The sequence below is a fragment of the Streptomyces monomycini genome (genome assembly GCF_022271435.1).
Taxonomy (GTDB): Bacteria; Actinomycetota; Actinomycetes; order Streptomycetales; family Streptomycetaceae; genus Streptomyces; species Streptomyces monomycini.
Genome location: NZ_JAFIQY010000001.1, coordinates 577,811 through 599,218, shown reverse-complemented (window position 1 = coordinate 599,218; position 21,408 = coordinate 577,811). Strand labels below are relative to the sequence as shown.

At 73.0% G+C, this 21,408-nt stretch carries 19 protein-coding genes and 1 pseudogene; 5 read left to right on the top strand and 15 right to left on the bottom strand.

The features are described 5' to 3' along the window. Positions 1 to 132: 132 nt before the first annotated feature. Positions 133 to 762, top strand: a complete 630-nt coding sequence (locus tag JXZ78_RS02505; protein WP_030018617.1) for a ScbR family autoregulator-binding transcription factor — start codon at positions 133 to 135, stop codon at positions 760 to 762. Positions 763 to 810: 48 nt separating this feature from the next. Here JXZ78_RS02505 and JXZ78_RS02500 read toward each other — a convergent pair whose 3' ends face one another. From JXZ78_RS02500 to JXZ78_RS02445, 12 genes are all read right to left on the bottom strand, one after another. After that, entirely contained in the window at positions 811 to 1,683 is an 873-nt protein-coding gene (locus JXZ78_RS02500) for a carbohydrate ABC transporter permease (RefSeq protein WP_030018616.1), read from the bottom strand. Further along, positions 1,680 to 2,699, bottom strand: coding sequence for a carbohydrate ABC transporter permease (locus JXZ78_RS02495; RefSeq protein ID WP_030018615.1), 1,020 nt, complete (start codon positions 2,697 to 2,699; stop codon positions 1,680 to 1,682). The genes JXZ78_RS02500 and JXZ78_RS02495 overlap by 4 nt, the downstream gene beginning before the upstream one ends. 63 nt (positions 2,700 to 2,762) lie before the next feature. Beyond that, positions 2,763 to 4,082 carry an extracellular solute-binding protein gene (locus tag JXZ78_RS02490; RefSeq protein ID WP_030018614.1) on the bottom strand — a complete coding sequence of 440 codons (1,320 nt, stop codon included), beginning with the start codon at positions 4,080 to 4,082 and terminating at the stop codon, positions 2,763 to 2,765. Next, positions 4,079 to 5,062: a GNAT family N-acetyltransferase gene (locus JXZ78_RS02485; protein WP_050502172.1), complete on the bottom strand. Its 984-nt coding sequence runs from the start codon at positions 5,060 to 5,062 to the stop codon at positions 4,079 to 4,081. Before JXZ78_RS02485 ends, JXZ78_RS02490 begins: the two co-directional genes overlap by 4 nt. A 246-nt stretch (positions 5,063 to 5,308) precedes the next feature. Continuing rightward, complete coding sequence (locus JXZ78_RS02480; protein WP_030018612.1) at positions 5,309 to 6,301, bottom strand: zinc-dependent alcohol dehydrogenase family protein; 993 nt, start codon at positions 6,299 to 6,301, stop codon at positions 5,309 to 5,311. After that, a complete protein-coding gene (locus tag JXZ78_RS02475; RefSeq protein WP_030018611.1) occupies positions 6,298 to 7,164 on the bottom strand; it encodes a carbohydrate ABC transporter permease in 867 nt (288 codons plus the stop codon). Before JXZ78_RS02475 ends, JXZ78_RS02480 begins: the two co-directional genes overlap by 4 nt. Further along, complete coding sequence (locus JXZ78_RS02470) at positions 7,161 to 8,021, bottom strand: carbohydrate ABC transporter permease (protein WP_106968708.1); 861 nt, start codon at positions 8,019 to 8,021, stop codon at positions 7,161 to 7,163. The genes JXZ78_RS02475 and JXZ78_RS02470 overlap by 4 nt, the downstream gene beginning before the upstream one ends. Before the next feature lie 115 nt (positions 8,022 to 8,136). Continuing rightward, positions 8,137 to 9,546, bottom strand: coding sequence for an ABC transporter substrate-binding protein (locus tag JXZ78_RS02465; RefSeq protein WP_372498385.1), 1,410 nt, complete (start codon positions 9,544 to 9,546; stop codon positions 8,137 to 8,139). 202 nt (positions 9,547 to 9,748) lie between these two features. Further along, on the bottom strand, positions 9,749 to 10,510 hold the full coding sequence (locus tag JXZ78_RS02460; protein WP_030018608.1) for a DeoR/GlpR family DNA-binding transcription regulator: 762 nt from the start codon (positions 10,508 to 10,510) through the stop codon (positions 9,749 to 9,751). Positions 10,511 to 10,822: 312 nt separating this feature from the next. Beyond that, entirely contained in the window at positions 10,823 to 12,097 is a 1,275-nt protein-coding gene (locus JXZ78_RS02455; RefSeq protein ID WP_238782624.1) for a helix-turn-helix domain-containing protein, read from the bottom strand. A gap of 115 nt (positions 12,098 to 12,212) precedes the next feature. Beyond that, entirely contained in the window at positions 12,213 to 13,529 is a 1,317-nt protein-coding gene (locus JXZ78_RS02450) for an erythromycin esterase family protein (protein ID WP_050502171.1), read from the bottom strand. Positions 13,530 to 13,561: 32 nt separating this feature from the next. Continuing rightward, positions 13,562 to 14,356, bottom strand: a complete 795-nt coding sequence (locus tag JXZ78_RS02445) for an SDR family NAD(P)-dependent oxidoreductase (RefSeq protein WP_030018606.1) — start codon at positions 14,354 to 14,356, stop codon at positions 13,562 to 13,564. 207 nt (positions 14,357 to 14,563) lie between these two features. Between JXZ78_RS02445 and JXZ78_RS02440 the strand changes: the two are divergent. Together JXZ78_RS02440 and JXZ78_RS02435 are read left to right on the top strand one after the other, a co-directional pair. Continuing rightward, positions 14,564 to 14,789 (top strand): annotated as a pseudogene (locus JXZ78_RS02440) (DUF5133 domain-containing protein). A gap of 103 nt (positions 14,790 to 14,892) precedes the next feature. Continuing rightward, positions 14,893 to 15,051, top strand: a complete 159-nt coding sequence (locus tag JXZ78_RS02435) for a hypothetical protein (RefSeq protein ID WP_167745392.1) — start codon at positions 14,893 to 14,895, stop codon at positions 15,049 to 15,051. Positions 15,052 to 15,121: 70 nt separating this feature from the next. Here JXZ78_RS02435 and JXZ78_RS02430 read toward each other — a convergent pair whose 3' ends face one another. Beyond that, entirely contained in the window at positions 15,122 to 15,553 is a 432-nt protein-coding gene (locus tag JXZ78_RS02430; RefSeq protein WP_030018605.1) for a hypothetical protein, read from the bottom strand. Positions 15,554 to 15,865: 312 nt separating this feature from the next. Between JXZ78_RS02430 and JXZ78_RS40100 the strand changes: the two genes are divergently transcribed. Beyond that, positions 15,866 to 17,842, top strand: a complete 1,977-nt coding sequence (locus JXZ78_RS40100) for a sigma-54-dependent Fis family transcriptional regulator (protein ID WP_050502170.1) — start codon at positions 15,866 to 15,868, stop codon at positions 17,840 to 17,842. Positions 17,843 to 17,874: 32 nt separating this feature from the next. Here JXZ78_RS40100 and JXZ78_RS02415 read toward each other — a convergent pair whose 3' ends face one another. Beyond that, positions 17,875 to 18,732 (bottom strand): EamA family transporter, encoded by an 858-nt coding sequence (locus JXZ78_RS02415; RefSeq protein WP_238782623.1) that lies wholly within the window; start codon positions 18,730 to 18,732, stop codon positions 17,875 to 17,877. A gap of 115 nt (positions 18,733 to 18,847) precedes the next feature. On the opposite strand from JXZ78_RS02415, the gene JXZ78_RS02410 reads away from it, so the two are divergent. After that, positions 18,848 to 19,756, top strand: coding sequence for a LysR family transcriptional regulator (locus tag JXZ78_RS02410; RefSeq protein ID WP_030018602.1), 909 nt, complete (start codon positions 18,848 to 18,850; stop codon positions 19,754 to 19,756). 64 nt (positions 19,757 to 19,820) lie between these two features. Here JXZ78_RS02410 and JXZ78_RS02405 read toward each other — a convergent pair whose 3' ends face one another. Next, positions 19,821 to 21,383: a peptide ligase PGM1-related protein gene (locus tag JXZ78_RS02405; protein ID WP_238782622.1), complete on the bottom strand. Its 1,563-nt coding sequence runs from the start codon at positions 21,381 to 21,383 to the stop codon at positions 19,821 to 19,823. Positions 21,384 to 21,408 lie beyond the last annotated feature (25 nt).

Here is a 21,408-nt window from a genome sequence, read left to right as displayed (position 1 = left end):
CCCTGCGCAGTTGGACCGCGGCACCGCCGTCTCCGGCCGGGCCCCCGTAATGATCTTTATTTCGGGCGGGGCCGGTACCGATGCGGCAGGGTTCGCGTTTTCTTCGTACCATTCACGTGTTTGCCTAGGGAAATGGTGCGGTCAGTGCAGGAACGGGCGGTCAAGACCCGAGAGGCTATTCTCCGGGCGGCTTCCGAGGTGTTCGACGAGTTCGGATTCAGCGGCGCGAGTGTCAGCAAGATCATGAAGCGGGCGGGGGTCACCCAGGGCGGCATGTATTTCCACTTCCCGTCCAAGATGGCGCTCGCGCACGCCGTGATGGTCGAGCAGGGAGACGGACTGGAGCTGCCGTCCGGGGAGGACGGCCTGCAACGGCTGATCGACACCACGCTGTACCTCGCCGGACAGCTCCAGACCAATCCGGCGCTGCGGGCCGGGGTGCGGCTGGCGATCGAACAGGGCGAGTTCGGTGTCCAGGACGACGCCCCGTACCAGTACTGGGTGCAGGAGTTCGCCGGACAGCTGAGCGCCGCCCGGGACAAGGGGGAGCTGCTGCCGGCGGTGGACGTGGACGAGCTGGCCTGGGTGCTGGTCAGCTCCTACTCCGGCACCCAGCTGCTGTCGCAGATCTCCACCGGCCGGGCCGACCTGCACCAGCGGATCACCACCCTGTGGCGGTACCTGCTGCCGGGGATCGCCGTACCCGCCCTCCGGCCGCTGCTCACCTTCGAGGAGCAGCAGCAGGACGGCACGGTCGCCTGACCGCCTGACCGCCTGACCGCCTGACCGCCCGGCACCGCGGCCACCGCCCTACTTGAGGCCGCTGAGCATGACACCCCTGATGTAGTACTTCTGCAACAGGAGGAACAGAAGCAGCACGGGCAGCACACTCATCATGAGCCCGGCCATCATGACGGGCACCATGCGGTTCGGGTCCAGATAGCTCTGCAAGGTTTGGATGCCCACGGGCAGCGTCATCAGACGGGGATTCGCGGTCGACACCAGCAGCGCCCAGATGTACTCGTTCCAGGCGCTGACGAAGGTGAGCAGCGCGAGGGTCACGGCCACCGGCTTGGTCTGCGGCACGACGATGCGCCACCACACCGTGAACTCCCCGGCGCCGTCGATCCGGGCCGCCTCCAGCATCTCGTCCGGTACAGAGACGATGAACTGCCGCATCAGGAAGATCCCGAACCCGGACACCAGGAACGGCATGACCAGCGCGGCGAGGCTGACCGTCAGCCCCGCGCCGCCATCGCCGAGCGGCCCGTTGCCGCCCGCCAGCGGCCAGTGCACGAGGATCAGGAAGTGCGGGATGAAGAAGACGAACGGCGGGAACATCATCGTCGCCAGCACCAGCCGGAAGATCAGGTCCCGGCCGGGAAAGCGCAGCTTGGCCAGGGCGTACCCCGCCAGGGAGGACGTCAGCAGCACCGACCCGGTGATCACGGCGGTGGCGACGACGCTGTTGCGGAACAGCAGCGGCAGATCGAGCCGGACGAACGCCTCCCGGTAGTTGGACAGCTCGAAGGCTTCCGGAAGGAAGCGGTACGGGAGCCTGCCGTACTCGCCCGCCCCCTTGAACGAGGTCAGCAGCATGTCCAGGAACGGGACCACCGTCACCACCGCACCCACCCCCACCAGCAGGTACGACAGCCACGGGAAGCGCCTGCGCCGTCTCACGCGTCCTCTCCCTTCCGCCGGAACAGCCACAACTGCACCAAAGTGATCACCAGGATCAGCACGAACAGCACCAGGGCCGCCGCGCTCGCCGAACCCCAGTCCCCGTACTTGAACGCCCGCTGGTACATCTCCAGGGCGGCGACACTGGTCGCGTCGCCCGGCCCGCCCTCGCCGGTCATCACGGTGATCAGCGCGAACGACTGGAGCCCGGTGATGAACTGGGTCACGCACACGAACAGCAGCGACGGCCGCAGCAGCGGCAGCGTGATGCGCGTGAAGACGGTGAACTGCCCGGCCCCGTCCAGCTCCGCCGCCTCGTAGTAGGAGCGCGGAATCGCCTTCAGGCCCGCGGTGAGGACGAGGATCGCGGAGCCGAGGGAGGCCCACGCCTGGACCACGACGATCGACGGCAGCGCCGTCGCCGGGTCCTGGAGGAAGGCCACGGAGCGCAGGCCGAGCGCGTTGAGCACCCCGTTGACCAGGCCGCCCGGCTCGTACATGTACTTCCACACATTGCCGACCGCGACCACGGTGGTGACGATCGGCAGGAAGTACAGCGTCCGCCACAGGCCCTGGAAGCGCAGGTTGGTGATGCAGTGGGCGACCAGTACGGCGCCGGTCAGCGCCAGGACCACGGTGCCCAGCGCGTACAGCAGCGTGTTGCTCAGGACCGGTGTCAGGAAGGACGAGCCGCGGGCGAAGAGGGCGGCGAAGTTCTCCGTGCCCACCGGCCGTATGTCGGCGAGGTCGAAGCCCGCCCAGCGGGACAGCGACAGCAGCACCGCGAAGAGCAGCGGCAGGAAGAGGAAGATCGCGAAGAAGAGCAGACTGGGCGTGAGGAAGAGGTAGGCGACGACGGTCTGCCGACGGCGGCGCCGGTGCGCGGCGGCGCCGGCGCGGCTGCCGGCCGCCCGTACGCCCGCCCGCCCGCCGTCCTCGTCACCGCGGCCCAGGGCGTCCGTGCCGGCCCGCCCGCCGTCCCCGTCCTCGTCCGCGCTTCCGACCGTTGTCGCCATGCAGCACCAGCCTTTCGGGACGGGCGGGCCGACGGGTGGGGGCCCGTGGGGCGGGGCGTGGGGTCAGCGGGAGAGCTCCTGGTCGACCTGGTGTACGGCCTTGCGGACGGCGTCGTCCGGTGACAGGCGGCCGGTCCACATCTGCTCGATGTTCTTGCGCAGCAGCGCCTTCGCCTTCTGCGCGCGCGGCCCGTTCGGCTCCGGCGTGGCGTAGTCCAGCGCGTCGACGAACGGGCCCAGGTTCGGATCGCCGCCGGCGGCCAGCAGGCCCCGCATGTCGCGGGTGCGCCCGGTCATCGTGCCGACCGACATCTGCAGGACGCTCATGCGGGTGGCGCGCACCGCGGCGGCCCGGCCCGCCCGCGGGCCGGCCGGCACCACCTCGTCGTTCAGCCAGCGCAGGAACTCCCAGGCCTCCCGCGGATACCGGCTCTTGGCGTTGACGCCCAGCAGGAAGCCGGTGGTGACCGTGCCCCGGTTGCCGGGCGCGGGCCCCGGAACCGGCGCCACCGCGACATCGCGGTAGTCCCGGCCCATGGTCTGCTTCAGGCTGCCGGTCCACCAGCCGCCGCTGACCGCCATCGCCACCCGCCCCGCGGGGAAAGCTTTCATCAGGTCGATGCCGGGGTCGCTCGCGCCCCGGTCGATCAGCCGGCGTTCCAGCGCGAAGACGGCCCGGCCGGCGGGGGAGCCGAGGGCACTGCGCGAGCCGTCCGCCTGGAGGAACGATCCGCCGCGGGAGGCCAGCAGCGCCAGCGTCTGGTTCACCACGGTCGCGTCGTCGGTCCGCGACAGCCCGAAACCCTGTACGAGCGTGTTGCCGTGCCGGTCGCGCCGCGCGGTCCGGTACGCGGTCTCCTCCAGCTCCCGCCAGGTGCGCGGCGGCCCGTCCACCCCGGCCGCGCGCAGCAGCCGCTTGTTGTAGTACAGCGCGTAGGACTGCACCTCCGTGGGGTAGCCGATGATCCGGCCGCGCACCGAGGCCGCCCGGACCGCGGCGCGCGCGAAGCCACGATCGATGCGGGCGGCGTCCTCGGGCGGTGCCGGCCGCACCACCCCGGCCTGCGCCAGCTGCCCGGCCCACAGGCTGTACGGGTGGATGATGTCCGCGCCCTGCCCCGCGGCCTGCCGGACCATCAAGGTGGTCAGCAGATCCTGGAAACGGACCGCCGTGGTCCGCACATGCACCCGGTCGTGCCCGGCGTTCCAGGCGTCGACCGCCCGTTGCAGCGCCGACTCCAGCGGCTCCGTCGCATAGTGCGACAGCAGCGTCAGCACGACCGGGTCGCCGGGGCGGCCGCTCCCGCTCCGGCCCGGGGCGCCGCAGCCCGCCGCCGTCACCGCCGCTCCCGCCAGCCCCGCCAGCACCCGCCGCCGCCTCATGGCCGTACCTCCCGCCGCAGGATCTCGAACGTACGGGTCGTGACGAACCCCGCCGATCTGTACAGCCGCCCGGCCGGGCTCCGCTCGCCCGTCCACAGGAACCACGCGCCGTGCGCGCCCGCCGCCCGCATCCGCTCCAGCGTCAGGTGCAGCAGTACCTTGCCCAGGCCGGTGCCGCGCTGGTCCGCCCGCACCCCGAACGGCCCGAACCGTTCGGCCAGGCCCTCGTACGCCCCGTGCATCGCCCAGCCCACGACCCGGCCCGACGGGTCGTGCGCCGTCACGATGCGGTCCAGCGGAGCCCCGCCCTCCAGGGCGCGGCGGATCGCCCACGGCCAGTCGGGGCCGAACTCGTCCCCGGCCAGCCGCAGCAGCCCCACCAGATCGTCGTCCCGCGGTGTGCCGAAGCGGTAGCCCTCGGCGGCCAGCGCGGCGGCCCGCTCGCGCACCGCGTCGGGCATCCGGTGGCCGACCAGTCCGAGGTCCATCGCGACGGCCTCGCCCCGGGGCCGGAAACCCAGCTTCGCCAGCAGCCGGGCGGCGTCCGGGTAGGCGGCACGGTCCAGACCGGGCAGGAAGTAGTGCGGTGTGTACGAGGCGAAGTCCACCCGGGTACGGCCGTGCCCGGCGAGCCAGTCGAGCACCCCGGTGAGCAGCCGGCGCCCGAGCCCGGCGCGGCGGACGGCCGGGTCCACGAAGAAGAACGGCACCCAGCCCTGCTCCGGCTCCAGATCGCCGCCGGCCGTCGCGACGGTCCGGCGCACCCCGTACGCGGCCCCGACCACCGCACCGTCCCGCACGGCCACGTGCAGACCCGCCGGATCGAAGTTCGGGTCGAGCAGCACCTGAAGGCGGAAACGTTCCGGCGTCACGGGGTCGTACGGAGCGCCGCGGGCCCACGCGGCGACGAGCGGGGCCACGTCCCCGGGGGCGAACGCGCGGACGTGCCCCGGGCCCGCGTGCGGCGTGGCGTGGTCCATCGGCGTCCTCTCGTCCGCGTGCCGTACGGATCGGTCGGCAGGGCCCCATGGTCCCGGCCTCGCGTCCAGGCTCCAACACCATTCGCACCCCGAGCTTCAGGACGTGCGCGCCGACGGTGATCGGCCCCCGTCAATCCCCCGGTTGGCCCGCTCCGGGGCCCCGGCGAGGGGCCCCGCGCGCCGGCCGGCCCCGGATCAGGGCGTGACCAGGTTCAGAACGTGGCCAGGATCAGGGCACGACCAGGATCAGGGAGTGACCAGGATCTTCCGTCCCTGCCCCGCCTTGAAGCGGTCCAGCGCTTCCGCGTACCGGTCCAGCGGCAGCCGGTCGCTGATGAAGACCTCCGGGGCCAGGACGCCCGCGGCGAAGAGCTCGGCGGCCCGTTCGTAGCTGTGCAGGACCGCCATCGAACCGGTGATGGTGATCTCCTGGTTGTAGATCCGGTACGGCTCGATCACGGCGCGCGCCGCGTAGTCGGAGACACCGAACTGGAGGAACGTACCGCCCTTGCCGACGCGGCCCAGCGCGTCCTGGATGGCGCGCTCGTTGCCGGTGGCGTCGATGACCACGTCCCAGCCGCGCGGCCGGTCCAGCTCGTCTGCGGAGGCCGCCGCGTTGCCGCAGCCCAGCTGCCGCGCGGTGGCCAGCCGCTGCGGATTGACGTCGACGACGTCGACGCCCGCCGCCCCGGTGCGCTTGGCGAGTTCGAGCATCATCAGCCCCATCGTGCCGGACCCGTAGATCAGCACATGGGTGCCGAGCTGCTGCGAGCGCAGGATGTCGTAGCCTCGTACGGCGCAGGACAGCGGCTCGATGAGCGCCGCGTCCTCGGTCCGTACGTGCTCGGGCAGCCTGACGCAGTTCGCAGCCGGCGCGACGGCGAACTCGGCGGCACCGCCGGCCGTGGTCACCCCGATGGCGGCCCACCGTTCGCACAGGTTGTTGCGGCCGATACGGCAGTAGTGGCACGCGTAGCAGTACAGGGAGGGGTCGACGGCGACCCGGTCGCCCTCGGTCAGCCCGGTGACCTCAGCCCCGGTGGCGACGACCGTGCCGGCGAACTCGTGTCCGGGCACCACGGGCAGCATCGGCGCGAACTCGCCCTGGAGGATGTGCAGATCGGTACCGCACAGCCCGCAGCCCGCGACGTCCACGACGACTTCCCGCGGCCCGGGCGCCGGATCGGCGACGGTGGTGACCTCGACCCGGCCCGGGGCGCTGATGACTGCGGCCTTCATTTCACGGCTCCTAGCGAGAGGCCCTGGACGAGCTTGTCCTGGGCGGCGAATCCGGCGGCGAGCACCGGCAGGGAGATCACGGTGGCGGCGGCGCACACCTTGGCCAGGAACAGGCCCTGGCTGGTCACGAACCCGGTCAGGAAGACCGGTGAGGTCCCGGCGACGATGCCGGTGAGCACCCGGGCGAACAGCAGCTCGTTCCAGCTGAAGATGAACGAGATCAGCGCGGTGGCCGCGATGCCGGGCAGCGCGACCGGCGCGACGATGCGCACCAGCGTCGTCGGCAGCCCGGCACCGTCGATGGAGGCCGCCTCCAGCATCTCCACCGGCACCTCGGCCAGGAAGGACCGCATCATCCACACCGCGATCGGCAGGTTCATCGAGGTGTAGAGGATGACGAGCAGCCAGATGCTGTCCAGCATCCGGGTGTTCTGCGCGATCAGGTAGACCGGCAGCAGCCCGGCCACCAGCGGCAGCATCTTGGTGGACAGGAAGAAGAACAGGACGTCGCTCCACTTGCGCACCGGCTTGATGGAGAGCGCGTACGCCGCCGGGACGGCGAGCGCCAGCACCAGCAGGGTGGAGGCGACCGAGGCCGTCAGCGAGTTGATCAGCGGCGGCCAGGGGCTGATGCCGGTGCCCGCCCCGAAGAACTCGCGGTAGCCGTGCAGCGTCAGCCCGGCGCCGACGCTCGGCGGGTTGGCCGCCGCGTCCGTCTCGCTGTGGAAGGAGGTGAGCACCATCCACGCCACCGGCAGGAAGAAGGCGATGCCGCAGAGCCAGGCCGCCAGGCCCAGCAGACTTCCGGTGCGCCGCCGTCGCCGTTCGGCGGGCGCGACACCCCGTACCGTGCTCGCGCTCATCGGGTGACCTCCTCACGGAGCAGGGACGAGACGGTGCGCAGCGCGAACGTCGCCACCAGCAGGGAGCAGACGACGACCACGACGCCTTGCGCGGAGGCCCGTCCGTAGTCGTGGGCCTGGTAGAAGGTCTGGTAGATGGTGTACGGGAGGTTGGCGGTGCCCAGGCCGCCCGAGGTGATGGTGAACACCGCGTCGAAGTTCTGCACCACGTAGACGGTGCCGAGCAGGGCGGCCAGCTCCAGGTAGCGGCGCAGGTGGGGCAGGGTGAGGTAGCGGAACACGTCGAAGGCGGAGGCGCCGTCGACCCGGGCCGCCTCGACCGCGTCGGCGGGCCGGCTCTGCAGCCCGGCCAGCAGGATCAGCATCATGAACGGCGTCCACTGCCAGATCAGCGACACCTCGACGGCCGCCAGCGGTGAGGCGGTCATCCAGTCCGGCTGCGGCGGGTCGGCGCTGCCGAACAGCTTCCATACCCAGGTCAGCGTGCCGTTGATCAGCCCGTACGAGGCGTTGTAGAGCGCGTGCTTCCACAGCAGCGCGGCGGCGACCGGCACGACCAGGAACGGGGTGATCAGCATCGTACGGACGACACCGCGGCCCCAGAACCTCCGGTCCAGCAGCAGTGCCAGGCCGAGGCCCAGGACGAGGCTGACCAGCACGACGGTCACGGTCAGCAGGACCGTGGTCCAGATGGCCGAGCGCATCGCGGGATCGGTGAAGACGGCCTTGTAGTTGTCGAGGGCCGCGAAGCCCTTGTTGTCGGGGGCCAGCGCGTTCCACCGGGTGAAGGAGATGACGACGGTGGCCACGAACGGGAGCTGGGTCACCACCACCAGGAAGACCAGGGCGGGCAGCAGCGGGGCGCGACGGGCCCAGCCCGCGGCGCGCCGGGCGGTTCCCGCGCCCCCGCGGGAACGTGTCGCGCCGCTCGGCCGCCGGGTGTCGCTCCGGCCGCCGGGCTCGTCGCGCGTCTCAACGCTCTTGGTAGGCACGGGCCACCTCCTCTGCCAGCCGCTGGCTCTTGTCGAGCGCCTCGGAGACGCTCTGCCGTCCCGCGATCGCCGAGCTGACCTCGTGGGAGACCTTGGTGCCCAGGTCCGAGAACTCGGGGATGCCGACGAACTGGATGCCGGGCGCGGGCCGCGGCTGCACCCCCGGGTCGTCGGGCCGGGCCGAGCTGATCGCGTTCTTCGTCGCGGCGGCGAACGCCCCGCTGTGCCGCAGGTAGTCGGGGTCGCGGTAGGTGGAGGCGCGCTTGCCGGCCGGTACCTTCGACCAGCCCAGCCGCTCGCCCACCAGCCGCTCGTAGTCCTTGCCGGAGGCCCAGGAGATGAACTTCCAGGCCGCGTCCTGGTGGGTGCTGGCCTTCTGCACGCCCCACGCCCAGGTGTAGAGCCAGCCCGAGCTCGCGGTCCGCTCGACCGGCGCGGGCGCGTAACCGACCTTTCCGGCGACCTTGGAATCGCCGCTCTCCAGCGAACCGGCGCCGGCGGTCGCGTCGTACCACATGGCGACCTTGCCCTGCTGCATGTCGTTCAGGCACTCGGTGTACCCGGCCTGCGGGGCGCCCGCCTGCCCGTGCGTACGCAGCAGACCGACGTAGAAGCGGGTGGCGGCGGTGAACTCCGGGCTGTTCACCCGGGCCTGCCAGTCCTTGGTGAACCAGGTGCCGCCGAAGGTGTTCACCACCGAGGTCAGCGGCGCCGCGAGCTGCCCCCAGCCGGGCTGGCCGCGCAGACAGATGCCCTTCATGCCCGGGCGCGCGCCGTCGAGCTTCGCGGCGAGCGCCGCGACCTGCTTCCAGGTGGGTTTCCCGGGCATCGTCAGCCCCAGGTCCCGCAGCACGTCCTTGCGGTACATCAGGAAGGACGACTCCCCGTAGAACGGCTGCGCGTAGACCTTCCCGTCGGCGGCGGTCAGCGACTTCCGTACGGGGGCGAGCAGGTCCGCCTGGTCGTACCCGGTGTCCCGTGCGGCGCGGTCGCCGAGCGGGGTCAGCCAGCCGTTGCGGGCGTAGATGGGCGTCTCGTAGTTGCTCAGGCTGGCCACGTCGTACTGGCCGGCCTGGCTGGAGAAGTCCTGGCTCATCTTGTCGCGCAGGTCGTCCTCGGGCAGCACGGTGTAGTTCACCTTGATGCCGGTGTTCTTGGTGAAGTGCTCGGCGGTCAGCCGTTGCAGGTCCGCCATCTGCGGGTTGTTCACCATCAGGACGTTGATCGTGTCCCGGCCCTCGTTGCCCAGGGCACCGGCGCCCCGGTAACAGCCCCCGAGGGCCAGGGAGACGGCCGTCACGACGGCCGCCAGGCCCAGCGGACCACGCCGTCCGGTCGGGGGGAAGGGCCGCCGTGGCCGGCCGGTCCTTCCGGGAGATCGTGCTCGCACGGCTCGACACCTCTCTGCTGGGGGCTGGGGGAAGGCCGGGAACGCTCCGAAAGAGCGGCCCGGGGCGCGCGACGGCGCGGGTCCGCGCGCACGGTGGACCGCGCGCCCGGAGCGCACGCCTGTACGGGACGGCGTGTGCTCCTCGCGCGTGGTGTGTGTACGGCGTGTGGTGCGTGTGGTGTGCGTGTGGCGCGTACCGGCGTCAGACCCGCAGCACCTGCGGGCCCAGCAGGGTGTACCGGTGGGCCTCAGGCGCGGACAGCCCGGTGTCCGTGACGATCGTGTCCAGGTCCCGTACGGCGGCGAACTTGCAGAAACTGCTCGCCCCGAACTTGCTGTGCACCCCGATCAGCACCCGCCGCCGCGACGACCGCACGGCCTGCGCCTTCACATCGGCGACGGCCGGGTCGGGGGTGGTCAGGCCGTGTTCCCGCGACACCCCGTTCGCGCCGAGGAACGCCAGGTCGATGACGAACCCGGCGAGCATGTCCCGGGCCCAGGAACCCACCGCCGCCTGGGTGCCGGACCGCACCCGCCCGCCGAGCAGCAGCACGGTGGTCGTGTCGGACGCGGAGACCAGCGACGCGGTGCGCAGCGAGGAGGTCACCACCGTCAGCGGCCGGTCGGTGGGCAGCAGCATCGCCAGCAGCTCCGGTGTGTACCCCTCGTCGACGAACACGGTCTCGGCCTCGCCGACGAGCTGCGCCGCGGCCGCCGCGATCCGCCGCTTCTCCGCCACCTGCTGGGTCTCCCGCCGGGCCAGCGTCGTCTCGAAACCCGCGCTCTCCACCGGGTACGCGGCCCCGTGGGTGCGCCGGACCAGACCGCGCCGCTCCAGCTCGCTCAGGTCCCGCCGGACGGTCTCGCGTGCCACCCCGAACTCCCCGGCGACGTCCGTGACATCCACCCGGCCCGCCTGGCGGGCCAGGACGAGGATGCGGTGCTGGCGTTCCTCGGCTCTCACGGCGCACTCCTGCTCGGTTCCCTCGGTTCCACGGCGTTCCGTTCGGTCATCGTCCTGCCCGTTTCTGCCCGGCACCAGGTTTATAGCAAGCAGAAGGGCGCGTTCCGATGCCCGTCATGGCGTAAAACCCGCCCGCTTCGGCCCGCCCGTGCCCCGTCGTCACGGGCCACGGCGCCACACTCCGGCCCGTTCGCCTCCGCGGCGCGCCCGTTCGCCGGTACGCGGACTCCGGCCCCGGTACGCGGACGCACCCGATCCGGCCCGTGACGTACCGTCGGGAACCGCTCAGGCCGCCCACGGCCGTCCGGGGGCTCAGCCCAGCACCAGCCGCTCCGTGTCGAAATCCGCGACGATCTCCAGCCGGCCGCTCAGGGCCGCCACGTAGGCCGCGAGGGTGTGCACCTCGACGCTGCCCGGTCCGCCCTCCTCGACCGCCGCCACCCGCGCGGCCGGAACACCCATCCGCACGGCGAGCTGCTCCTGCGTCAGCCCCCGGTGGCGGCGTACCGATGCCAGCCGCCGCCCCCGGTTCCGCGCCATGAGCAGTGCCGCGCCGCGGTGCCGCTCCTCGTCCCGGCCGGGGTACAAGTCGAGGAGGAGGCCCCGGCCGCCGCAGAAGGTCTCGTCCTCCGCGCCGGGCTCCCGGCCCGCCGACTTCCGCCTGGCCAGGCGCTCGCGGGCCAGCGGCAGGGCGTACTCGTACCATTCCCACCACGGTGCGCGGTCCGCGGCCACGGCGAGCAGCACCACGGCCTCGGCGGCTCCGGCGCCCCCGGCGGCCTCCCCGGTCTCGATGGTGCACAGCACCCGCAGGTCCCGGCCCATGAGCGCGCAGAGCCGCAGCTCGTACAGCTCCGTCTCCGGTGGCCGGTCGCCCAGCGGCTCCTGGAGCGCACGCTCCAGCCGTTCGGCCTCGGCGACCATGTCGCGGGCCACGGCGCGGGCCCTGGAGACCGCGCCGTCCGCCGCGGCGCACGAAGCCGCGTCCGCGCCGGCCTCCCCGTCCGCCGCGCCGCACGCCTCGTGGACGCCCTGCTGGGCACGCCCGGCCTGCTGGACGGCCTCCACCCCCGCTCTGCGGGACCGGAAGACGTCGACCTGGTTCTGCACCCGGCGGCTGATCCCGAGCAGAGCGGCCTCCCGCTCGCGGACGTCGGCACGCGACTGGCCGAGCAGCACCTGCTGGTGCCGCACCGCCGTCCAGCGGTCCTTCGCCTGCTGCGCGAGGTCCGCCCGGCCCGACGCGGCGGCCCGTGCCCCCAGGTCGGCCAGCCGCCGGGCCTGCTTCGTCAACTCGGTGGCGTGGTGGTCGATTCGACGGCGGCACGCCGCCACCTCGACCACCGCCCGCCGCACCTTGAGCAGCAGGAAGAGCTGGCGCTGGTACCAGTAGTCCAGGGCCTCCCGCGGCTCGCCCGCCCGCAGAGTGGCCCCGACCGGCACCACGAGGGGAGGCCCCAGCCGCGTACCCTGCTCCAGGAGCGCGGTGACCGCCTCCCCGACGAGCCGGGCCGCCCGGGCGTCGTCGCGGCGCAAGGCGTTCAGCCGGCTCCGTGCCTCACGTGCCATCACCAGCCGGTACGTCATACGGCCTCACTCCCCGACAAGTCCCGCACGGGCCACCGGTTTCCACTGTGCCGCCCGCGCCCGGCCGCTGTCCCGGCATCGAGGCAGGCCGGGGCGGCCGGAGCGGGGGCGGCGGTCAGAGGCCGAGGTCGTCGACCACGGTGGAGGCCGGGACGCTCAGGATGCCGTCGAAGGCTTCGGCCACGGGGGTCTGCACGTAGCCGCTCTGCATACGGATGCGGTCCGGGCCGCCGGAGCCGTCCGTGCCCCGCAACTCCCGCAGTCCGGCCAGACCGATGGCGGACCCGAGCCCCGCCTCCTCGAAAGCCGCCTCGACGCTGCCGGGTTCCGGCGTGCCGAGCGCGGTGTCCTCGACGCGGAAGCCGAAGGCGGTGTTCTCGTCCAGGTGCATCTCGGCGGTCCGGCCGCGCACGCTGGTCATGCCGAGGGCGAAGTAGTCCTCACCCAGCGCGTGGCTCAGGTGCAGGCCCATGGGAAGCCCCGTGAGGCGGCCGTCGAAGGAGATCGTCGTCCGCTGGATGTGGGCGTTGTGCGCGGGGAGCACGACGCGGGTGCCGGGCGCCGAGCGGTCCAGGAGCCACCGGACCGAGTCGGCCATGAACACCTCACGGGACGAGGTGTCGGCCGGGGAGCCGCCGCCCGCGTACAGCGCGGCCATGGCGCGGAACTGGTGGTCGGTGTGGCACGCCGCCTCGGCGCGGCGCAGCGCGATGTCGTACCCGCGTCGGCCGCCGCGCTCGACGTACAGCGGTTCCATGGCGCGCAGCCTGATACGCAGGCGGATCAGCGTCGCGCTCAGGGCGTCCTGCTCGTGGGTGTCCAGCCGGGACCAGGCGGGTGCGGCGAGTGCCATGGAGGTGGCGCCGAACCGTTCGGCGGTCTTCATGGCGTCCTGCACGAGCGGCAGGCCGTCCGGATCGACCTCGCGGAGGTATGCGGCGAGCGGCGCCAGGGCCGGGAGCAGGGAGCCCCCGGCCGCGGGGACGTCGACACCGGTGAACCGCACGGGCAGGGTCGCGGTCCGGTTGTAGCGGCGCAGCCAGTGCAGCGGCCCCGACAGCCCGATGGGAATGGCCGCCGCGGTCTGCCGTGCGAAGTCCTCCTCGGCGCCCTGCCCTTGGACCCACGCGTCCAGCGCGAAGCCTTCGCTGAAGCCGAACTCGAAAGCCAGGGCGGTGAAACCGCAGCGCTGTACGAGGAAGCGCAGCACCCGCTCGCGAGCCAGGCCGAACTCCTCGATGAAATGGGAGTTCTCGCCGAGCGCGACGACCCGCGCGTCACCGATGAGCGCCCGCAGCGGCTCCAGGTCGTCCAGCGGCTCCTCGGGGTCGAGGGTGCGGAGCACGGTGGTCCGTTCGCGGAGCCGGCCGGCGAACCGGCTCCCGGCGCCGCCGTCGGCCGCCTGGCGCTGATCGTGGTGGGTGTCGGGCATCTCGGGCGTCCATCCCTCTGCGGTCGGTGGTGTCAGGGCAGGATCGAGTCCACGTATCCGCCGTCGACGCGCAGCGCGCCGCCCGTGGTCGCCGACGCCTGCGGCGAACTGAGGTACACGACCATGCTGGCGATCTCCTCGGGTTCGATGAGGCGTTGCAGCAGCGACTGTGGGCGGTGCTTCCGCATGAACTCGCGCTGCGCAGCGTCCCACGGAAGATCGCGGTCGACCAACTGATATACGAAGTCCTCGACACCGCCGGTGTGCGTCGGCCCGGCGATCACGGAGTTGACGGTGACGCCCGTCCCGGCGGCCTCCTTGGCGAAGCCCCGCGCGACGGCCAGCAGGGACGTCTTGGACATCCCGTAATGAATCATCTCGGCGGGCACCACGACCGCGGAGTCACTGGCGATGTTCTGCACGCGTCCCCAGCCGCGTTCCTTCATGCCCGGCAGGTACAGCCGGATCAGCCGGACGGCGCTGAGCACATTGGTCTCGAAGTAGGTGCGCCACTCGTCGTCCGTGATCTCCAGGGCCGGGCGCGCGCCGAAGATGCCGAGATTGTTCACGAGGATGTCGGTGTGCGGCACGGCCGACAGGAGGGCCCGCGCGCCGGCCTCGGTGGCGAGATCGGCCGCGACACCGCGCACGGTGGCGCCGGGCACCGCGTCGCGCAGTTGTCCGGCGGCCTCGTCGAGCCGTCCGGAGTGGCGCCCCGTCAGCACCACGTCCGCCCCCGACCGTGCGAGGCCGGTCGCGATGGCGTGGCCGATGCCCTGGGACGAACCCGTCACCACGGCCGTCCGTCCGGAGAGATCGATGCGCATGTCCGGGCTCCCTTCGCTGGTACGTCGCTGTCGTGTACGTCGGCTGCCAGCATCGCGGGTGCGGCGCGTCCGGTGTGCGGGACGCGCGGGACCCGGGGTGTGCTGTGAGGCGTGTGATGTATCTCCTTCTCCGTGACGCATGGAGTGCCGGGAGTCGGGTAGCCGCCGCGGCGCATGACGGCGATCATGTGACGAAAGGGGAAAACGATGTTGTTGGCGCACCCGGTGGTGTTGGGTAACCTCGTCGGGCAGTACGAGACACCGGGTGCTGCGTGCTGAGGACGGCAGTCCTGAGCTGCGCGGGAGGATGGACGATCTCGCCTACTCGCTGTGCATTTCCACCGGAACGAAGGATGTTGATGCGGCACTGGTCGCGGCCGGGCACCGGCTGCCCGGCACAGGCGTACGGGAGGACTCTCTCCTCACCGTCTGACCCGCGCACCGCCCGCAGTTCCGGCGTCGTTGTAGTTTCCGCACACGCACTCCCGCCGCGGGCGGGGGACGGTGCGGCTGAATGGTTCGAGGACTGACCCCACATGACCGCTGCCCGCCTGCCCGCCGGCCCACCGATCTACGAAAGCCTCATCGAGGAGCACGGCGATGTCCTGGCGCAGGTGCGCCAGCTGGCCAAGGAGACGGAGCGCGAGGCCAACGAACTGCTGGACTGGAGCGAGCTCCGCGCGGGCCGGGACTGACCGCCGGCCGGTGAACGGGCCGCCTCCGGGGCGGCTGACCGCTGAACGGCCCGCCCCGGCGCGGCTCCGCTCAGGCCCTGCCGCTCTCGTGCGGCGGCGCCGGCCGGGGTCGCAGCCGGCGGGCCAGCTGGTCGAGTGCCTCCACGGTCGCCAGGCTGGTCTGCACGTGGTGCAGGGACTGGGCGAGACAGGTGTGGGCACCCGCCACGGTGTCGTGCGCGTGGTCCCGGATCTGGCCGATCAGGTTCTCCAGCATGTCCAGCGACGCGAAGAGGTCGGCGAGCGCGGAGCGGTTGGCCTCGGTCAGCCGTACCGCGTACGGGTCCGAGCGCCGGCCCGCGTCGGAGGGGGCGCCGCGAGGAACGTCAGGGGAAGCGCCGGAAGGCACACCGGAGGGCCCGTCGGCAGAAACGTCGACGGGAACGTCGGCGGGAACGTCGACGGAAAGGGGACGCCCGTTCCAGCACGGCGTCACGGTCGGCTCCTGCGGCCAGCTCGGCATGGGCGGTCCTCGGGTGTCTGTCGGGGTACGGGCGGGCCGCCGCGGCCGCCCCGGCCGTGCGCGCCGGACCGGTGCCGGGCCCGCGCGCCGGGTGTCGCGTCCCGCCCTCGTACGGTGCTCGAAGTCGTCCGGCCGCACTCGGAATTACAGCACGCGGCCGCCGTCCGCGTTGTCTCACTCTGAGACGGTACGGCGGCAACACCCCTGATACCGGCGGACTTTCGGGCCGGAGCGGGGGAGTGCCGCACACGGTGGGGCGATTGAGGCCGTTCGCGGGGATCGCGGTTCGGCCCCCGGGGCATGTCTGCAACCATGGATTTCCGGCAGTTCCCCGACCAGGCGGTCATGCGGGCACGAGAGCGGATGCTCAGCCGTGCTCCGGAGACGTCCGCGGCGGCACGCGGACCGGACGGGCGCGGCACGGCCGGCTCCGCCGCTGCCGCCGGTCCGCCCGCTTCCTCCCACCCCTCCTCCGGTGCGGCGGCCCCCGGCGTGCCGCGCCCCCGGATCCGGGAAGCGGTCCTCTCCTCCTGGAGACGCTGCCGCCTGCACGCGGTGGACGCCGACCACCTGCACGTCCCGCACGTGGAGCAGCACATCGACTGGGACAGCCGCCTCCTGTCCGCCGCGGCGCCGGTCCTCGACCGCGTCGAGCAACTCCTCGCCGACTGCACGGCCGGCGTCGTCCTCGCGGACTCCGCGGCCCGGGTCCTGTACCGCCGGGGCGGCGACACGGCTGTCGTGCGCCTGATGGACCGGGTGCACCTCGCCCCCGGATTCAGTTACGCGGAGGAGGCCGTCGGCACCAACGGCATCGGCACCGCGCTCGCCGAACGCCGCCTGAGCACCGTCTTCGGCGCCGAGCACTTCGCCGAGCCCTTGCAGCGCGCCGCTTGCGCCGGCGTCCCCGTACGCAATCCGCTCACCGGACGGCAGGAAGGCGCCGTCAACCTGACGTGTCTGCGGCAGGACGCCTCCCCGCTGATGGCCGCGGTGGTACGGCAGGCCGCCGCCGACATCGAGGAGCGGCTGCTGGACCGGTACTCCGGCAAGGAGCGCGCCGCCCTGGACGCGTTCCTCGCCGCGGGCCGGCGCACCAGTGGCCCGGTGCTCCTGGTGACGCCCACCCTGCGGATGGCCAACACCGAGGCGGTCCGCCTTCTGGAGCCGCAGGACCTGCGCCAGGCGGGCGCGCTCGCCGCCGACCTGCTGGCCGCACCGGCGGGGAGCCGCAGACAGCGCGTGGACGTGTCGCTGAGCCTGGCGTCCGGTGCCGACGTACGGGTCCGCTGCACTGTGATCGGTCCGCCCGACCGGCCGATCGGCTGTGTCGTCGGCCTGACGGCGGGGGAGAGCGGGGCTTCCGCCACGGCGGACCGTACCCCCGGCGCGCGCAGCGGCCCGCAGCCGTCCCCGGCGCCCCTTCCGGCGCTGCTGCCGGGGCTGGCCGGCCGCTCGCCGTCCTGGCGCTCCGCGAGCCGCGACGTCGTGTCCGCCTGCCGGCAGCGGCTGCCGACCCGTGTGGTGGGCGAGGCCGGGGTGGGCAAGCTGGCCCTGGTGCGCGCCGCCCACCACTGGGTACGCCCCCGGAACCGGCTGTACGTCATGGACCTGACGTCCCATCAGCACCTCCCGGACCTCCTGGCCCGCGCCGAAGAGGCACTCCGGGACGAGGACGGCACGGTGGTGCTCCAGCACCTGGAAGCGGCGAACCGGGACCTGATGCCCCGGCTGGAGACGCTGCTCACCGGAGCGCGGCGCAACCGTGGCACCGGCCCGTGGGTCGTCGGCCTGTACACGGCCCCCGGACAGGGACCCGCCCCGGCGGGTGCCACGCCCCCGGCGCTGGACAGTGCCGTCTTCCCGTGCACCGTGGCCGTGGCGCCGCTGCGCTACCGGCCCGAGGACATCCGTGACCTCGTCCCCGCGCTGCTGGCCCGGCACGACCGCGGCGGCACCGTGTCCTGCACTCCGGCTGCGATGCAGGTCCTCACCCGCTGTGACTGGCCGGGCAACGTACGGCACTTGAGCCGGGTCCTCCAACAGGCGGCGCGCGGGCGACGGCAGGCCGACCTGCAACCGCACGACCTCGCACCGGAGTGCCACAGTTCCTGCCGCCGCACCCTCACTCCCTGGGAGGCCGCCGAACGGGACGCGATCGTACGGGCGTTGCACGACGCCGCGGGCAACCGCGACGTGGCGGCCCGGCAACTGGGCATCTCCCGGGCCACCATCTACCGCAAGATCCGCCTCTACGGTGTCACCGTGGCACCCGCGCGAGCCCGCTGATGCGGTGCACGCCACCGGAAGCCGTCGCTCTCTCACGGCTGCGCCGCCTCCGGCCGCCGGGTGGCCACCGCGCCGGCCGACGCGGCCGCGATGCAGCCGATCGCGGCCCACTGTGCCGCCGTGAGCCACTCGTCCAGCAGGAGCAGACCGGCGAGGCCCGCCACCACCGGCTCCAGGCTCTGCAGCACCCCCGCGACCCGGACCGGCAGCCGCCGCAGCGCCGCCAGTTCCAGGGAGTAGGGCACCACCGAGGACAGGACCGCCACGCCGAGCGCCACGGCGAGGACCGGCGGGCGGCCCAGCCGCGCTCCGCCGTCCTCCACGAGGCCGCACGGGACGGTGAGCACGGCCGCCCAGGCCACCGCGAGCGCCAGCGGGCCGCCGCCGGGCAGACGGGCGCCCACCCGCCGGCTCAGGAGCAGATACGTACCCATGGACGCCGCTGACGCGAGCGCGAAAGCCAGACCGGCCAGGGGCAGCGAACCGGCCCGGCCCGGGGCCGCGAACAACAGGACGCCGGCCACCGCCAGCACGCCCCACAGGGCCTCGCGCCACCGACGCGCGGAACCGAGCGCGAGCGCCAGCGGCCCCATCAGCTGGAGGGTCACGGCGACCCCCAGCGGCAGGCGGGCCATGGCCGGGTAGACCAGGTTCATACCGGCGATCGACGTGCCGAAGGCGAGGACCAGCAAGCGGTCCCCGCGCGCGGCGGGCAGCCGGGGCCGCCGCCACACGAGGAGGACCGCCGCGGCCAGGGACAGCCGCAGCGCGACCGCGCTCCACGGCCCGCCGGCCTCACCGATCAGCCCCTTGCCGAGGGCCTGCCCGAACTGCACGCTGACGACACTGCCGAGGATCAGCATCGGCGCTCGCGCGGCGTCCGTGGGCACTCGCGCCGCTCCCGTCCCGGTACTGCTTCGCCGAACCACCATGCGGCCAGCCTGCGCCCCGGTGATCGTGCGGGTCCATCGCACATTTCCGTACGGCATCGTGTTGAATCACCGCATGATTGATCTGCGGCTGCTCCAGACGCTGCGCGTCCTGCACGCCCAGGCCACGGTGACGGCCACGGCGCGCGCACTGAACCTGTCGCCGTCCGCGGTTTCCCAGCAACTGCGCCAGCTCTCCCGGCAGGTGGGCGCCGACCTCCTGGAGCGCGACGGCCGGCGGCTGCGCCTGACCGAGGCGGGCCAGGTCCTGCTCGGCCACGCCGACGCGCTGACCGCGCAGTGGGAGCGGGTACGGGCCGATCTCGGCCGGCACGACGCCGGCCCGTACCGCACCCTGCGCGTCGGCGGCTTCGCGACCAGTGTGGGCTCCCTGCTGGCGCCCGCCGCGCAGGCGTTGCTGCGCGAGCCCCGGCCCGTCAGGGCGCTGCTCACCGAGACCGACACCGACAAGTGCTACCGGCAGCTGCTCTCCTCGGAGATCGACATCGCCGTTCTGACGCCGCTGTCCGGCAGCCCGCCCCTGGACGACGAACGGTTCGACCAGCAGCCGCTGCTCGACGAGTTCCAGGACCTCGCGGTCCCGGCCGGGCACCCGTTCACCGCGCGGGACCACATCGAACTGGCCGACGCGGCCAGGGAGGACTGGATCTCGGCCCACCACGACCAGAACCGGCTGACCCGGGCCCTGTGCACGGCGGCGGGCTTCGCCCCGCGGCTGACCCACCATGCCGACGCCTGGCACGGCGTCCTCGCGATGGTCGCCCACGGCCTCGGCGTCTGCCTCGTCCCGCGCCTGGTCCCCTGCACGGCGCACGAGGGAGTGGTACGCGTACCGGTGCACGGCGATCCCCGGCCCCTGCGCCGCGTACTGACCTGCGTACGGCGCGGCAGCCACCAGCAGGAGAGCATCGCCCGCGGACTGGCGGCGCTTCGCGCGAGTGCCGCCCGGGCCCTGGACGACTGATCTGTGCGCCTGACATGAACGAACGATCCGGACGACGGCCCCGCACGGCTGACGGACGTCCGGATCACCCGGCCCCCGGGCCGTCGCCGCCCGGCGCCCCCAGGGAGTCCAGCAGAGCGACGAACCGGCGGAACCGCCCGTGCGCCGCCTCGGCCGTACGGTCGACAGCGACGGCACCGAGCTTTCCGAAGCGGGGCAAGGCGCCCAGCATGTGGAGGATGACGCCCCGGCGGTCGTCGTGCCGGTAGAGCAGGCCCTCGCGGGAGGCGGCGGTGAGGACCTGTTCCGGGGTGAGCGAGCGGTAGGAGTCCCGGTGCAGGCGGTCGGAGGCGACGTAGCAGCACGGCTCCCCTTCCGGGGCCAGGAATTCCCCGGTCCGGGGGTCGTGGCCGCCGCCGGTCGCGCCGTGCAGGAACATGAGGGGCGCGGTGCCGCCGCCCATCCGCAGATTGATCTCCACGGCGTGGTGCCGGAATCCGGACGTCCCGCGTACCGAGACGAAGTCGACGCTGGCGATACCGACCATCCCCGCGGCGGCGAGGGCACGGCCCGCCCGGTGGGCCAGTTCCCGCAGCTCAGGTCGGTAGTCCGCCCGGGCGGGGGAGGAGCAGCCGGTGTACGTCTGGCGCAGGGCGGCGTCGAAGAGCTGGTCCTGGGTGGAGATCACCCGCACGTCGCCGGAGGGCGACGCGTGCACCTGGGCGGACGGGGAGGTGACCTCGGCCCCGTCCAGGAACTCCTCCACCACACCGCCCATGACGTCCAGTTTCCCGGCGTAGTGCGCCCAGGTGTCGGGCGGAGTGGCGAACTCGATGCGGTCCGGGAGGGCGCGCCGGATCCAGCGCCCGGCGCCGCTGCCCCGAGGCGCCCCGCGAAAGGCGAACATCGCGTTGCCGCCGGCGCCGAAGCCGTCATTGAGTTTGATCATGGCGCGGTCCACGTCCGGGTGCGCCGCCCGGAGTTCGGCGAGCGCGGTGACCAGGTCGTCCCGGTCCCGTACGCCCTCGACACCGCGGGGTACGGGCACACCGGCGGACGTGCACAAGGCGCGCGCGCCGCTCTTGGTCCCCAGGTGCGACAGGTCCGGGTCGCACGCGTACAACGGCACGCCGAGCCGTACGGCCAGTGACCGCTCGTGCCGCGAACCGTTGAAGGCGAGCAGGCAGGCGTCCTCCGGCTCGCGCACCAGGCTTCTGATGCGGTCCAGCAGGTCCGGGCGCCCGAGGATCTTCTGCGTCAGCGGGACGGGGCGGTCGTCCCCGCAGTCCAGGAGGACGAGCCTGCGCCGGGCGTCCGGGGCGGACAGCGAACGGACCAGCCCGAGCGCGTAGGCGACCAGCGGTTCGGGCAGCGGCAGGCTGGTGACGTACACGAGACGACGGCGCGGGGCGCGGAGCAGGTGCAGGAAGGCGAGCAGGCGTTCCTCGTAGTGGACGATCCCGGGGACCTTGTCCATCCCGGCCTGGTCGAGCGTGAAGCTGGGCACGACCACGACGACCCCGGGCGGCCCGTCGCCCGCACGTACCCCGTCACCCCCGAACGGACCGCGCAGCCGCTCCCGCAAGTCCCGGAAAGCGGCTGCCTCGCCCGCCGGGTCCATACCGCCGTCCGCCGCGCCCAGTGCCACGATGGCACCCCTCCAGCCGTCTCGA